The organism is Klebsiella sp. Q11, from assembly GCF_964241505.1.
In the GTDB taxonomy this organism is placed as follows: domain Bacteria; phylum Pseudomonadota; class Gammaproteobacteria; order Enterobacterales; family Enterobacteriaceae; genus Klebsiella; species Klebsiella michiganensis.
Genome location: NZ_CAXSXW010000016.1, coordinates 130,025 through 142,710, shown reverse-complemented (window position 1 = coordinate 142,710; position 12,686 = coordinate 130,025). Strand labels below are relative to the sequence as shown.

The following is a 12,686-nucleotide window of genomic DNA, read 5'->3' as shown; positions in this document are numbered from 1 at the left end:
TTATCAAAAGTAATCACGATGTGATTTGTTTTGACGAATACTGGCACCGTTTGTTCAAGATTGCAATCCTGAAATTTGCCCTTCATGAGGGGAATCGTGGAGAGTAAAAAGAGGGGCAGGCTGACGTTATGACATGAGTTAGGTTTTATTTCATTGATTTAAATATACTATTTTACATTTTGTAGAAATGAGAATTAATACGATGGCGGATTGTGTGATTATTTGCGGCGTGCGTCACATTTAATCAAATATAATCTTGTTGTGATTATTTTTGATTATTAGAGTGATCGCAACAACCAACCTGGGCGTAGCGTGCGTTCAGAGCGTCCACCTTCTGGAGTGTGTTATGGAGATTCTCTACCACATCTTTACCGTGTTCTTTAACCAGGTTATGACCAACGCCCCGCTGCTGCTGGGTATTGTGACCTGCCTGGGCTATATCCTGCTGCGCAAAAGCGCCAGCGTTATTGTTAAAGGGACGATTAAAACCATTATCGGTTTTATGCTGCTGCAGGCCGGCTCCGGCATTCTGACCAGCACGTTTAAGCCGGTCGTGGCGAAAATGTCTGAGGTTTACGGCATTAACGGCGCTATCTCCGATACCTACGCGTCAATGATGGCCACGATCGAACGCATGGGCGACGCCTACAGCTGGGTGGGCTATGCCGTACTGTTAGCCCTGGCGCTGAATATCTGTTATGTCCTGCTGCGGCGTATTACCGGTATTCGCACCATCATGCTGACCGGGCACATCATGTTCCAGCAGGCGGGGCTGATTGCCGTCTCTTTTTACATCTTCGGCTACCCGATGTGGACGACCATCATCTGTACGGCGGTACTGGTGTCGCTCTATTGGGGCATTACCTCGAACATGATGTATAAGCCGACTCAGGAAGTGACCGACGGCTGCGGCTTCTCCATCGGACACCAGCAGCAGTTCGCTTCATGGATTGCTTACAAGGTCGCCCCGTATCTGGGCAAAAAAGAGGAGAGCGTTGAGGATCTTAAGCTGCCGGGCTGGCTGAACATCTTTCACGACAACATCGTCTCCACGGCCATCGTGATGACCATTTTCTTCGGCGCGATTCTGCTCTCCTTCGGCATCGACACCGTACAGGCGATGGCGGGTAACACCCACTGGACGGTCTATATCCTGCAAACGGGCTTCTCGTTCGCCGTCGCGATTTTCATTATCACCCAGGGCGTGCGCATGTTCGTCGCCGAACTTTCCGAGGCGTTCAACGGTATCTCCCAGCGCCTGATTCCCGGCGCCGTACTGGCCATTGACTGTGCGGCGATCTATAGCTTTGCGCCAAACGCCGTCGTCTGGGGCTTTATGTGGGGCACCATCGGCCAGCTGATCGCCGTCGGTATTCTGGTCGGCTTCGGCTCTTCCATTCTGATTATTCCGGGTTTTATCCCGATGTTTTTCTCGAACGCCACCATCGGCGTCTTTGCTAACCACTTTGGCGGCTGGCGCGCGGCGCTCAAGATTTGTCTGGTGATGGGCATGATCGAAATATTTGGCTGCGTCTGGGCGGTGAAGCTGACCGGCATGAGCGCCTGGATGGGCATGGCGGACTGGTCAATTCTGGCGCCGCCGATGATGCAGGGCTTCGCCTCCATCGGTATCGCGTTTATGGCCGTCATTATCATTATCGCACTGGCTTATATGTTCTTCGCAGGGCGCACGCTGCGCGCTGAAGAGGACGCGGAAAAACAACTGGCAGATGCTTCTGCTCAATAAGGAGTTTTGACTATGACCGTACGTATTCTGGCTGTATGTGGCAACGGGCAAGGAAGTTCCATGATCATGAAGATGAAGGTGGACCAGTTTTTGACCCAGTCAAATATCGATCACACGGTAAACAGCTGCGCGGTGGGGGAATACAAAAGTGAACTCAACGGCGCGGACATTATCATCGCCTCCACCCATATCGCCGGTGAGATTAGCGTCTCCGGCAACAAATACGTGGTTGGCGTGCGCAACATGCTCTCGCCTGCGGATTTTGGCCCAAAACTGCTGGAGGTGATCAAAGCGCACTTCCCGCAGGATGTGAAGTAAGGACGCCAAATGAAATTACGTGATTCGCTGGTGGAGAACAACTCCATCCTTTTACAGGCCGACGCCAGCACCTGGCAGGAAGCCGTCAAGCTGAGCGTTGATTTACTGGTGAAGGCGGATGTCGTGGAGCCGCGCTACTACCAGGCCATTCTGGATGGCGTTGCTCAGCACGGCCCTTATTTTGTGATTGCTCCCGGTCTGGCGATGCCGCACGGTCGGCCGGAAGAGGGGGTGAAGAAAACGGGCTTTGCGCTGGTTACGCTGAAAACGCCGCTGGTTTTCAATCATGAGGATAACGACCCGGTCGACATCCTGATCACCATGGCGGCCGTGGATGCCAATACCCATCAGGAAGTCGGCATCATGCAGATTGTCAACCTGTTTGAAGATGAAGCCAATTTTGACCGTTTACGCGCCTGCCGCTCCGCGCAGGAAGTTCTGGAATTAATTGATAACGCTACGGCAGCGGCCGTTTAAAAGGAACACCAAAATGTCATTACCTATGTTGCAGGTTGCGCTCGATAACCAATCTATGTCTTCCGCGTATGAAACGACGCGCCTGATTGCCGATGAAGTGGACATTATTGAAGTCGGTACCATTCTCTGCGTGGCTGAGGGCGTACGCGCCGTTCGCGACCTGAAGGCGCTCTATCCCAACAAAATCGTGCTGGCGGACGCCAAAATCGCCGATGCCGGTAAAATTCTCTCTCGCATGTGCTTTGAAGCCAACGCCGACTGGGTCACCGTGATCTGCTGCGCGGACATCAACACCACCAAAGGCGCGCTGGACGTAGCGAAAGAGTTCAACGGCGACGTCCAGATCGAACTGACCGGCTACTGGACCTGGGAGCAGGCGCAGGAGTGGCGTGAAGCGGGCGTTCAGCAGGTGGTTTATCACCGCAGCCGCGATGCCCAGGCCGCCGGCGTAGCGTGGGGCGAGGCGGATATCAGCGCGATCAAACGCCTGTCCGGGATGGGCTTTAAAGTCACCGTCACCGGCGGCCTGGCGCTGGAGGATTTGCCGCTGTTCCAGGGGATTCCGATCCACGTCTTTATCGCCGGTCGCAGCATTCGCGACGCCGCTTCCCCGGTGGAAGCCGCGCGGCAGTTTAAACGTTCGATCGCCCAGCTGTGGGGCTAAGGAGCGGCTATGCTGTCGAAACCTATTCCGCTCGGCATCTATGAAAAAGCGCTCCCCGCCGGGGAGTGCTGGCTGGAACGTCTGCGGCTGGCTAAGGCGCTCGGTTTTGATTTCGTCGAAATGTCGGTCGATGAAACCGACGCCCGCCTGGCCCGGCTCGACTGGAGCCGGGAGCAGCGCTTCGCGCTGGTTAACGCGATTGCGGAAACCGGGGTGCGCGTGCCCTCAATGTGCCTGAGCGCCCATCGGCGCTTCCCGCTCGGTAGCGAAGACGACGCGGTACGGGCGCAGGGCCTGGAGATTATGCGCAAAGCGATTCGGCTGGCGCAGGATGTGGGGATTCGCGTAATCCAGCTGGCGGGCTACGACGTCTACTACCAGGAAGCCAATAACGAGACGCGCCGTCGTTTCCGCGATGGGCTAAAAGAGAGCGTTGAAATGGCCAGCCGCGCGCAGGTAACGCTGGCGATGGAAATTATGGACTACCCGCTGATGAACTCGATCAGCAAGGCGCTGGGCTACGCCCACTACCTGAATAATCCGTGGTTCCAGCTCTATCCGGACATCGGCAACCTTTCCGCCTGGGATAACGACGTACAGATGGAGCTTCAGGCCGGGATGGGGCATATCGTGGCGGTGCATATAAAAGACACGAAACCCGGAGTATTTAAAAACGTGCCGTTCGGCGAAGGCGTCGTCGATTTTGAACGTTGTTTCGAAACGCTCAAGCAGACGGGCTACTGCGGTCCGTATCTAATTGAAATGTGGAGCGAAACGACCGAAGATCCGGCCGCCGAGGTCGCGAAAGCGCGCGATTGGGTGAAGGCGCGGATGGCCAGCGCCGGTCTGCTGGAGGTGGCATAATGCAAACGCTGAAACGGCAGGTTTTCGACGCCAATATGGATTTACCGCGCTACGGCCTGGTCACTTTTACCTGGGGTAACGTCAGCGCTATCGACCGCGAACGCGGGCTGGTGGCGATTAAGCCCAGCGGCGTCGCCTACGAGACCATGAAAGCGGACGATATGGTGGTCGTGGATCTCGAGGGGAACGTGGTGGAAGGACGCTATCGTCCTTCTTCCGATACCGCCACGCATCTGGCGCTGTATCGCCGCTATCCGAGCCTTGGCGGCGTGGTGCATACCCACTCGACGCACGCGACGGCCTGGGCGCAGGCGGGTCTGGCTATTCCCGCGCTGGGGACGACCCACGCGGACTACTTCTTTGGCGACATTCCCTGCACCCGGGCGTTAAGCGCGCAGGAAGTGGCGGAGGCTTATGAGCTGAACACGGGCCACGTGATTATCGAAACGCTGGGTGACGTTGAGCCGCTGCATACGCCGGGCATCGTGGTCTATCAGCACGGGCCTTTTGCCTGGGGCAAGGATGCGCACGATGCGGTGCATAACGCGGTGGTGATGGAAGAGGTGGCGCGGATGGCGTGGATTGCTCGCGCGATCAACCCGCAGCTGAAGCCCATCGATAGCTGGCTGATGGACAAGCATTTTATGCGCAAGCACGGGCCAGATGCCTATTACGGGCAAAAGTGAAACAGGAGCTCCGGAGCATTTCATCTTTATGATGAATCAACCGGTCTGCTCCGGAGCCATTTTTAGTTTTGCTGATAAGCCGACGGCATGCAGCGCATGCCAACCAGCGTCACGACGCAGATTATCGCGCCGGCGTAAAACGTCGAGGCGGCGCCCAGAACTTCCCACAGCACGCCCGCACCGGCGCTGGCCAGCAGCAGGGCGATGCCGCTCATCAGGTTGAACATCCCGAACGCTGTTCCGCGCAGTTCAGGCGGCGCGGTGTGCGCCACCATCGCCGCCAGCAGACCCTGCGTCATGCCCATATGAATACCCCACAGCGCGACGCCGGCTAAAAGCGTGCTCCAGTGGCTGCTGAGCGCCAGCACGATATCGGCGGCGATCAGCACCAGCAGGCCCCACTGCAGCATTCTGCTGTGGCTCATGCTGTCCGATAGTTTCCCGAATGGATAGGCGGTCAGGCTGTAAACCAGATTCATGGCGACCATCACCAGCGGAATAGCGAACAGCGGGATCGCCATCTGCTGGGCGCGCAGGACCAGAAAGGCTTCGCTGAAGCGGGCAAGGGTAAAAATCGAGCCGATAGCCACCACCCACCAGTAGGCGGCGGAAAGCTTCTTGAGATTCTCGCGGCGCAGGGGGTTAGTGCGTTTCTGGACGACCGCCGTCCTGGGCTCTTTTAATCCAAAGCCCAGTAAAGCGATAGAGAGAACGGCGGGGATCGCCGCGACCCAAAAAATAGACTGGAAATCGTTATCCCAGACAAACATCAGCGCGACGGCAAGCAGCGGCCCCAGAAAAGCGCCGATGGTATCCAGCGACTGGCGCAGCCCGTAGGCGGCTCCGCGAATTTCCGGCGGGGTGACGTCGGCGACCAGCGCATCCCGCGGCGCGCCGCGTATCCCTTTGCCCACGCGGTCGATCATCCGGGCGCTAAACACCACGCCTGAGGTGGGCGCGATGGCGAAAAGAGGCTTGCTCAGCGCACCCAGGCCATAGCCGAGCAGCGCCAGCCCTTTACGCTTGCCGACATAATCGCTGATGACGCCGGAAAACACCTTCAGTATCAGCGCGGTGGCTTCCGCGACGCCTTCGATAATGCCGATAATAATGACGCTGGCTCCCAGCGTGGTGGCCATAAATAGAGGGAGCAGGCTGTGGATCATTTCCGAGGAAACATCCATCAGCAGGCTAACGCCGCCAAGAACCCAAACCCCTTTTGGGATACGGCTTAGCGTGGCAAAACGCGGAACCATGAAGCACTCCGGATAATTATGCGGTTAAAGAGTGATTAAATCAGGTTACGCTGGCGCTGATAAGTCACGAGAAAAAATAATTCTCAATTGCATTAAGGCGCGATTGTGCGGGTATGACCGCCGGGCAATGCCATCGTTGGCTTCCCCCTGCAACGGGAAGAAGCCAACGATCCGGGAAAACTAGCGGTAAATGGCGGCACTGGCGTGAATGGCGCCGTCGCTTCCCGGTTCATGAATGAGGATCGGCTGGAAGTACTTCGCTCCCTGAGCATCGCTCTGCTGGCTAAGCGCCTGGTCGGCTTCCTGCTCGGTGGCGATGTTGTGGTTGATATAGATAACGCCGAGGCTCTGCACATCGTCCATGTTGCGGGCCTGGCGGGCATCGATTTTAATAGCAGCCAGCGCGTTGGCGCTCAACAAAAGCGCTGCCATCATGGTTATGAGGATGTATTTCATCACCTACCTCCTTATGACGCTCCTGACGTTCACCCGCTTCCCTGGGGTATGGATTGCTTCTGATCTAAGTGTAATCTCTGCCTGTCTGGCGTATCGCGACCATTTCTGATGCAGTTGTTCAAAAAATTGTCGCTTCCGTCGTTGATTAATTTTAAATCACTGGCTTAAGGCCACTTCGCGCTTAGTGCGAATTATTTGCACAATTCACTTGTCTTAAACCCCGCTCGCCCGTATTATGACGCGTCAATTTTTCAGCCGCCCTTTAACACGTTCCTTGCCTCCATGGGCCGCGGCTGACCCAGACAGGAGGCTGAATAATCCGTAAGGAGCAATTCGATGCGTCATTACGAAATCGTTTTTATGGTCCATCCTGACCAGAGCGAACAGGTTCCGGGCATGATCGAACGTTACACTGGTGCAATCACTGCAGCAGAAGGTACGATCCACCGTCTGGAAGACTGGGGCCGCCGTCAGCTGGCTTATCCGATCAACAAACTGCACAAAGCTCACTACGTTCTGCTGAACGTTGAAGCGCCGCAGGAAGCGATCGATGAGCTGGAAACTAACTTCCGCTTCAACGACGCCGTTATCCGCAGCATGGTAATGCGTACTAAGCACGCTGTTACCGAAGCATCTCCGATGGTTAAAGCGAAAGACGAGCGCCGTGAGCGTCGCGAAGATTTCGCCAACGAAACCGCAGATGATTCTGAAGCTGGGGATTCTGAAGAGTAATCCTGATGACCAACCGTCTGGAGCTGTCCGGCATTGTATGCAGGACTCCACTTCGTAAGGTCAGCCCGTCAGGAATTCCACACTGCCAGTTCGTGCTTGAGCATCGTTCAGTGCAGGAGGAAGCCGGTTTTCACCGGCAGGCATGGTGCCAGATGCCCGTGATAATCAGCGGACACCAGAACCAGGCCATTACTCACAGTATAACGGTCGGTAGCGCAGTAATCGTTCGAGGGTTCATCTCTTGCCACAAGGCAAAGAACGGCTTGAGCAAAATGGTTCTGCATGCCGAGCAGATTGAATTGATAGATTCTGGAGACTAGCCATATGGCACGTTATTTCCGTCGTCGCAAGTTCTGCCGTTTCACCGCGGAAGGCGTTCAAGAGATCGACTATAAAGATATCGCTACGCTGAAAAACTACATCACCGAAAGCGGTAAGATTGTCCCGAGCCGTATCACCGGTACCCGTGCAAAATATCAGCGTCAGCTGGCACGCGCTATCAAACGCGCTCGCTACCTGTCCCTGCTGCCGTACACTGATCGTCATCAGTAATCGGTCACGGTCCATTAATACGACTTTGAGAGGATAAGGTAATGCAAGTTATTCTGCTTGATAAAGTAGCAAACCTGGGTAGCCTGGGTGATCAGGTTAACGTTAAAGCGGGCTATGCTCGTAACTTCCTGGTACCACAGGGTAAAGCTGTTCCTGCTACCAAGAAAAACGTTGAATTCTTCGAAGCACGCCGTGCTGAACTGGAAGCCAAACTGGCTGAAGTTCTGGGCGCTGCTAACGCACGTGCTGAAGCAATCAACGCACTGGGCACCGTTACCATCGCGTCTAAATCTGGCGACGAAGGTAAACTGTTCGGTTCCATCGGTACTCGCGACATCGCTGACGCTGTAACTGCAGCTGGCGTTGCCGTTGCTAAGAGCGAAGTTCGTCTGCCGAACGGCGTTCTGCGCACCACCGGTGAGCACGAAGTGGACTTCCAGGTTCACAGCGAAGTTTTCGCTAAACTGGTTGTTAACGTTGTAGCTGAGTAATTTTTTACTCAACTCACGTCGAGACGCCGGCCTTGTGCCGGCGTTTTGCTTTTCTGTCTTTGTCGAATCTTTTCCTGGTATGGTGGCTATTCTTAGCAACTTTCTGGATAATAAAATAAAACACTATTTTATTTCTGGTGAAGTGAATGGACGCACCCTCGATTTTTTCCCGCAAGAAAGTGGCTTATGCCTGCGCAACCCTCTGCTGTCTGCTGTGGGGAAGCTCCTATCCGGCGATTAAAAGCGGCTATGAACTGTTTCAGATTGCCACTGATGATGTGCCGTCTAAAATCGTCTTTGCTGGCTATCGCTTTCTGTTTGCCGGCGCGCTGCTGCTGCTCTTCGCGCTGGTGCAGCGTAAGCCGATTGCCCGCTTGAATCCCCGTCAGTGCGGGCAACTGGCGATACTGGGCGTCACGCAAACGTCTATCCAGTACGTTTTCTTCTACGTTGGCCTGGCGTTTACCACCGGCGTGAAGGGATCGATTATGAACGCCACCGGTACCTTCTTCAGCGTTCTGCTGGCGCACTTTATCTATCAGAATGACAGGCTGAGCTACAACAAAGCCATCGGCTGTATTGTCGGCTTTGCCGGCGTGATGCTGGTCAACGTTAATCGTTCATTGAGCGATTTTAGCTTTGTCTGGCAGGGTGACGGCTTTGTGGTGCTGGCGGCGTTTATCCTGTCGGCGGCGACGCTGTACGGGAAGCGCATTTCGCAGACGGTTGACCCGACGGTGATGACCGGCTGGCAGCTGGCGTTTGGCGGCCTGGTACTGGTCGGCGGCGGCTATCTGACCGGCGGCACCCTTGAGGTTCACAGCGCCGCTGCTGCGCTGGTTCTGGCTTATTTGACGCTGCTCTCTTCCATCGCCTTTGCTCTATGGAGCGTGCTGCTCAAGCATAACCGGGTGAGCATGATTGCGCCGTTTAACTTTGTGGTCCCGGTTGCCGGCACCGTGCTGTCGGCCATCTTCCTCGGCGAGAATATTCTTGAACTGAAATATGCGGTTGCGCTGGCGCTGGTGTGCGCCGGGATCTGGTGGGTGAATAAGCCGGGGACAACATCCGGGAAATCGCCACAGCAGGCCGGGTAAGCTACCCGGCCGTGAGGCCTTAACGGACGCGAATAAAGCTGCCGTTCGACTGGCGGGTAAACAGCACCTGCTGGCCGCCGCCGGTATCGATAGTCAGCCCGGTGACCACGCCGCTGGCGTTCTGACGGATCTGGACCGTCTGCCCGGTCTGCAGTGAGCTTAGCGGTTTACCGGCGCCTTCCACCTGGGCCATGGCGTAAACGTCGGTCGGCGGCAGGTTGTGGTCGCGGAACAGCTGCGCGAGAGTTTTCCCCGATTCAATACGGTAGGTCCGCCACTGCTGCTCGATGCCGGGAGTCGACTGCGGCTCCTGATAAGGCTGAGATGCGGTCTGCTGCTGCGGCTGATCCGGCTGCTCATCCTGAATCGGCTCCGGCGCGACCGGCGCCACCTGATCGGCATCGTTGACCGGCGGCGTGTTGGTGATGGGCGGCAGCGGGACCGCCTGATTGCCGGAAGAGGGCTGCGACTGGGATTGCAGGTTGAGATTCGCCTCGCGGCTGGCCTGAACCGGGCTGCTGTTATCCTCGGAAGGGAGCAGAACGCCGATAATTACCAGCAGCGCCCCGGCAATGATGCCGCGGCGGTGCATCGGCGGTAGCGGATCCATGAGGCGAAAATGATCCGGGGCGTGCCAGATCTTCGCCAGGGTAGATGTCAGTTCAAAGCGCCCGGGCATGGCTTTCCTCCTGCTCCGCATATTTTTATCCTGCTCTCTCTAGAGTATAGATGGCTAACTTCCTGAAGGACGAGACAAAGCTATGTTTCGTGAGGTTAACCTTATCTCTCTATTGTTTCTGTTTCCCTTAGATTTGTCATCATCCAGGCGACAAAGTTTTACCCGTCGTGCTATGGCTGATATGCTTCCCACCTCTTTTCTCCGCTCGCCGCCTTTCGCAATTTGAAGGCCCGGGAGCATGAGAATCCCCACCAAAAAAGGAACAAAGATGGCAACCCCAACTTTTGACACGATCGAAGCACAGGCAAGTTACGGTATCGGCTTGCAGGTTGGACAACAGCTGAGCGAATCTGGCCTGCAGGGGCTGCTGCCGGAAGCGCTGGTCGCGGGTATTGCTGACGCGCTGGAAGGTCAACAGCCGCAGGTGCCGGTGGAAGCCGTTCACCGCGCGCTGCGCGAAATCCACGAACGCGCTGACGCCGTGCGTCGCGAGCGTTTCCAGGAAATGGCCGCGGATGGTGAGAAATACCTGGAAGAAAACCGCGAGCGCGAAGGCGTGAACAGCACCGAGTCTGGCCTGCAGTTCCGCGTTCTGACCCAGGGCGAAGGCCCGATCCCGGCGCGTACTGACCGCGTTCGCGTTCACTACACCGGCAAGCTGATCGACGGCACCGTCTTCGATAGCTCCGTTGCGCGCGGCGAACCGGCTGAATTCCCGGTGACCGGAGTGATCGGCGGCTGGATTGAAGCGCTGACGCTGATGCCGGTGGGTTCCAAATGGGAACTGACGATTCCGCACAGCCTGGCCTACGGCGAGCGCGGCGCGGGCGCATCCATTCCTCCGTTCAGCACCCTGATTTTTGAAGTTGAACTGCTGGATATTATCTAAACAGCAGGTGCTTCCTCTCCCGTACGGGGGAGGGGGCCGCTTTAAATAGTGTAAAACCCTTAAGTTGAGCGTTTGGTGGAGCTTTATATTGCATATCTGCTTAATGGGTGTATTTTTGTGAGCTGTTTCGCGTAACCGTAGTGATATAACACTCACTTTAAACATAAAATTAACATTATATCTAAATCATAGTATTCATCCCTCCGATTCTTACCTAATATCGATAAACCCTCGTTCCGGGGTTAATACGAATGAAGGGCCAGTAGAGCCCGAACAACACAGACAGGTACAACAGGAAAAAATCACATGGTAGATCAGGTAAAAGTCGCTGCCGACGAACAGGCTCCGACTGAACAATCGCTGCGGCGAAATCTCACTAACCGGCATATTCAGCTTATTGCTATCGGTGGTGCGATTGGCACCGGGCTGTTTATGGGCTCAGGCAAAACCATCAGCCTTGCCGGGCCGTCAATTATTTTTGTTTATATGATCATCGGCTTTATGCTGTTTTTCGTCATGCGCGCCATGGGCGAACTGCTGCTGTCGAATCTCGAATACAAGTCGTTCAGCGATTTTGCCGCCGACCTGCTGGGCCCCTGGGCAGGCTATTTTACCGGCTGGACCTACTGGTTCTGCTGGGTGGTAACCGGGATGGCGGACGTGGTGGCGATCACCGCCTACGCGCAGTTCTGGTTCCCGGGACTCTCCGACTGGGTCGCCTCGCTGGCGGTCATCCTGCTGCTGCTGGGTCTTAACCTCGCCACCGTGAAGATGTTCGGCGAGATGGAGTTCTGGTTTGCGATGATCAAAATTGTCGCTATCGTGGCGCTGATTGTCGTCGGCCTGGTGATGGTGATGATGCACTTCCAGTCACCGACCGGCGTAGAGGCCTCTTTCGCCCATCTGTGGAATGACGGCGGCTGGTTCCCGAAAGGCATCAGCGGATTCTTTGCCGGCTTCCAGATAGCGGTATTCGCCTTTGTGGGCATCGAACTGGTGGGAACCACGGCGGCGGAAACGAAAGATCCTGAGAAATCCCTGCCGCGGGCGATTAACTCGATTCCAATCCGCATCATTATGTTCTACGTCTTTGCGCTGATCGTGATTATGTCAGTGACGCCGTGGAGCTCCGTCGTGCCGTCAAAGAGCCCGTTCGTTGAGCTGTTTGTGCTGGTCGGGCTGCCGGCGGCGGCAAGCCTGATCAACTTCGTGGTGCTGACCTCGGCGGCCTCTTCCGCTAACAGCGGCGTGTTCTCCACCAGCCGTATGCTGTTCGGTCTGGCGCAGGACGGACAGGCGCCGAAAATGTTCGCCAAGCTGTCGAAGCGCGCGGTACCGGCGAAAGGCCTGACCTTCTCCTGTATGTGTCTGCTGGGCGGCGTGGTCATGCTGATGGTCAATCCAAGCGTGATCGCGGCGTTTACCATGATTACCACGGTGTCGGCGATTCTGTTTATGTTCGTCTGGACGATTATCCTGTGCTCGTATTTGGCCTATCGCAGAAAGCGTCCGCAGCTGCATGAGCAGTCCAAATATAAGATGCCGCTGGGCAAACTGATGTGCTGGGTGTGCATGGCATTCTTCGTCTTTGTGCTGGTCCTGCTGACGCTGGAAGCCGATACCCGCGAAGCGCTGATGGTGACCCCGCTGTGGTTTGTGCTGCTCGGCGCGGGCTGGCTGTTTGCCGGCAAGAAGCGCCTGGCGAAATAAAAAATCTTCGGCAGCGGTTTTTAACGTTGCTTGCAACGGTCCGTCATAAAAAAGGCCACCCGGGGTGG

General features: G+C 55.9%; 16 protein-coding genes. 13 read left to right on the top strand and 3 right to left on the bottom strand.

Features of this window, described 5'->3' with window-relative positions; all coding sequences use genetic code 11:
* Nucleotides 1-346: 346 nt before the first annotated feature.
* From ulaA to ACESQ2_RS23020, 6 genes are read left to right on the top strand one after another with little or no spacing between them, the layout of a single operon-like run.
* Complete coding sequence (gene ulaA, locus ACESQ2_RS23045) at nt 347-1,747, top strand: PTS ascorbate transporter subunit IIC (RefSeq protein ID WP_004097992.1); 1,401 nt, start codon at nt 347-349, stop codon at nt 1,745-1,747.
* A gap of 12 nt (nt 1,748-1,759) precedes the next feature.
* Entirely contained in the window at nt 1,760-2,065 is a 306-nt protein-coding gene (gene ulaB / locus ACESQ2_RS23040; protein WP_004109091.1) for a PTS ascorbate transporter subunit IIB, read from the top strand.
* A 9-nt stretch (nt 2,066-2,074) separates the two neighbouring features.
* Nucleotides 2,075-2,542 (top strand): PTS ascorbate transporter subunit IIA, encoded by a 468-nt coding sequence (ulaC, locus tag ACESQ2_RS23035; RefSeq protein ID WP_004097995.1) that lies wholly within the window; start codon nt 2,075-2,077, stop codon nt 2,540-2,542.
* A gap of 13 nt (nt 2,543-2,555) precedes the next feature.
* Nucleotides 2,556-3,206: a 3-keto-L-gulonate-6-phosphate decarboxylase UlaD gene (locus tag ACESQ2_RS23030; protein WP_009652369.1), complete on the top strand. Its 651-nt coding sequence runs from the start codon at nt 2,556-2,558 to the stop codon at nt 3,204-3,206.
* 9 nt (nt 3,207-3,215) lie between these two features.
* The gene (locus ACESQ2_RS23025) at nt 3,216-4,070 is read left to right on the top strand and encodes an L-ribulose-5-phosphate 3-epimerase (RefSeq protein WP_046876857.1); all 855 of its coding nucleotides are present in this window, start codon (nt 3,216-3,218) and stop codon (nt 4,068-4,070) included.
* On the top strand, nt 4,070-4,756 hold the full coding sequence (locus tag ACESQ2_RS23020; RefSeq protein WP_004097998.1) for an L-ribulose-5-phosphate 4-epimerase: 687 nt from the start codon (nt 4,070-4,072) through the stop codon (nt 4,754-4,756). The genes ACESQ2_RS23025 and ACESQ2_RS23020 overlap by 1 nt, the downstream gene beginning before the upstream one ends.
* Nucleotides 4,757-4,818: 62 nt before the next feature.
* Here the strand turns inward: ACESQ2_RS23020 and ACESQ2_RS23015 are convergent, their stop codons facing one another.
* Both ACESQ2_RS23015 and ACESQ2_RS23010 read right to left on the bottom strand, forming a co-directional pair.
* The gene (locus tag ACESQ2_RS23015; protein ID WP_046876858.1) at nt 4,819-6,012 is read right to left on the bottom strand and encodes an MFS transporter; all 1,194 of its coding nucleotides are present in this window, start codon (nt 6,010-6,012) and stop codon (nt 4,819-4,821) included.
* Nucleotides 6,013-6,192: 180 nt separating this feature from the next.
* A complete protein-coding gene (locus ACESQ2_RS23010; protein ID WP_004098000.1) occupies nt 6,193-6,468 on the bottom strand; it encodes a DUF1471 domain-containing protein in 276 nt (91 codons plus the stop codon).
* A 336-nt stretch (nt 6,469-6,804) separates the two neighbouring features.
* Between ACESQ2_RS23010 and rpsF the strand changes: the two genes are divergently transcribed.
* The 5 genes from rpsF to ACESQ2_RS22985 all read left to right on the top strand — a co-directional run bounded on the left by rpsF (nt 6,805) and on the right by ACESQ2_RS22985 (nt 9,340).
* Entirely contained in the window at nt 6,805-7,200 is a 396-nt protein-coding gene (rpsF, locus tag ACESQ2_RS23005; protein ID WP_004098001.1) for a 30S ribosomal protein S6, read from the top strand.
* A gap of 5 nt (nt 7,201-7,205) precedes the next feature.
* Nucleotides 7,206-7,520, top strand: a complete 315-nt coding sequence (gene priB / locus ACESQ2_RS23000; RefSeq protein WP_004098002.1) for a primosomal replication protein N — start codon at nt 7,206-7,208, stop codon at nt 7,518-7,520.
* A 4-nt stretch (nt 7,521-7,524) separates the two neighbouring features.
* A complete protein-coding gene (rpsR, locus tag ACESQ2_RS22995) occupies nt 7,525-7,752 on the top strand; it encodes a 30S ribosomal protein S18 (protein ID WP_000135199.1) in 228 nt (75 codons plus the stop codon).
* A 41-nt stretch (nt 7,753-7,793) separates the two neighbouring features.
* Nucleotides 7,794-8,243 (top strand): 50S ribosomal protein L9, encoded by a 450-nt coding sequence (rplI, locus tag ACESQ2_RS22990; RefSeq protein ID WP_004098003.1) that lies wholly within the window; start codon nt 7,794-7,796, stop codon nt 8,241-8,243.
* A 146-nt stretch (nt 8,244-8,389) separates the two neighbouring features.
* Nucleotides 8,390-9,340 (top strand): DMT family transporter, encoded by a 951-nt coding sequence (locus ACESQ2_RS22985; RefSeq protein WP_046876859.1) that lies wholly within the window; start codon nt 8,390-8,392, stop codon nt 9,338-9,340.
* 19 nt (nt 9,341-9,359) lie between these two features.
* Here ACESQ2_RS22985 and ACESQ2_RS22980 read toward each other — a convergent pair whose 3' ends face one another.
* The gene (locus ACESQ2_RS22980; RefSeq protein WP_004098005.1) at nt 9,360-10,019 is read right to left on the bottom strand and encodes a LysM-like peptidoglycan-binding domain-containing protein; all 660 of its coding nucleotides are present in this window, start codon (nt 10,017-10,019) and stop codon (nt 9,360-9,362) included.
* A 268-nt stretch (nt 10,020-10,287) separates the two neighbouring features.
* Between ACESQ2_RS22980 and fklB the strand changes: the two genes are divergently transcribed.
* Together fklB and cycA are read left to right on the top strand one after the other, a co-directional pair.
* Nucleotides 10,288-10,908 carry an FKBP-type peptidyl-prolyl cis-trans isomerase gene (gene fklB / locus ACESQ2_RS22975; RefSeq protein ID WP_004871077.1) on the top strand — a complete coding sequence of 207 codons (621 nt, stop codon included), beginning with the start codon at nt 10,288-10,290 and terminating at the stop codon, nt 10,906-10,908.
* Nucleotides 10,909-11,214: 306 nt separating this feature from the next.
* Complete coding sequence (cycA, locus tag ACESQ2_RS22970; protein WP_004128150.1) at nt 11,215-12,618, top strand: D-serine/D-alanine/glycine transporter; 1,404 nt, start codon at nt 11,215-11,217, stop codon at nt 12,616-12,618.
* Nucleotides 12,619-12,686 lie beyond the last annotated feature (68 nt).

Excerpts from the sequence above, each read along its gene's own strand:
- ulaA (WP_004097992.1), top strand. The coding sequence starts at position 347 with ATGGAGATTCTCTACCACATCTTTACCGTGTTCTTTAACCAGGTTATG.
- ulaB (WP_004109091.1), top strand. The coding sequence starts at position 1,760 with ATGACCGTACGTATTCTGGCTGTATGTGGCAACGGGCAAGGAAGTTCC.
- ulaC (WP_004097995.1), top strand. The coding sequence starts at position 2,075 with ATGAAATTACGTGATTCGCTGGTGGAGAACAACTCCATCCTTTTACAG.
- ACESQ2_RS23030 (WP_009652369.1), top strand. The coding sequence starts at position 2,556 with ATGTCATTACCTATGTTGCAGGTTGCGCTCGATAACCAATCTATGTCT.
- ACESQ2_RS23025 (WP_046876857.1), top strand. The coding sequence starts at position 3,216 with ATGCTGTCGAAACCTATTCCGCTCGGCATCTATGAAAAAGCGCTCCCC.
- ACESQ2_RS23020 (WP_004097998.1), top strand. The coding sequence starts at position 4,070 with ATGCAAACGCTGAAACGGCAGGTTTTCGACGCCAATATGGATTTACCG.
- ACESQ2_RS23015 (WP_046876858.1), bottom strand. The coding sequence starts at position 6,012 with ATGGTTCCGCGTTTTGCCACGCTAAGCCGTATCCCAAAAGGGGTTTGG.
- ACESQ2_RS23010 (WP_004098000.1), bottom strand. The coding sequence starts at position 6,468 with ATGAAATACATCCTCATAACCATGATGGCAGCGCTTTTGTTGAGCGCC.
- rpsF (WP_004098001.1), top strand. The coding sequence starts at position 6,805 with ATGCGTCATTACGAAATCGTTTTTATGGTCCATCCTGACCAGAGCGAA.
- priB (WP_004098002.1), top strand. The coding sequence starts at position 7,206 with ATGACCAACCGTCTGGAGCTGTCCGGCATTGTATGCAGGACTCCACTT.
- rpsR (WP_000135199.1), top strand. The coding sequence starts at position 7,525 with ATGGCACGTTATTTCCGTCGTCGCAAGTTCTGCCGTTTCACCGCGGAA.
- rplI (WP_004098003.1), top strand. The coding sequence starts at position 7,794 with ATGCAAGTTATTCTGCTTGATAAAGTAGCAAACCTGGGTAGCCTGGGT.
- ACESQ2_RS22985 (WP_046876859.1), top strand. The coding sequence starts at position 8,390 with ATGGACGCACCCTCGATTTTTTCCCGCAAGAAAGTGGCTTATGCCTGC.
- ACESQ2_RS22980 (WP_004098005.1), bottom strand. The coding sequence starts at position 10,019 with ATGCCCGGGCGCTTTGAACTGACATCTACCCTGGCGAAGATCTGGCAC.
- fklB (WP_004871077.1), top strand. The coding sequence starts at position 10,288 with ATGGCAACCCCAACTTTTGACACGATCGAAGCACAGGCAAGTTACGGT.
- cycA (WP_004128150.1), top strand. The coding sequence starts at position 11,215 with ATGGTAGATCAGGTAAAAGTCGCTGCCGACGAACAGGCTCCGACTGAA.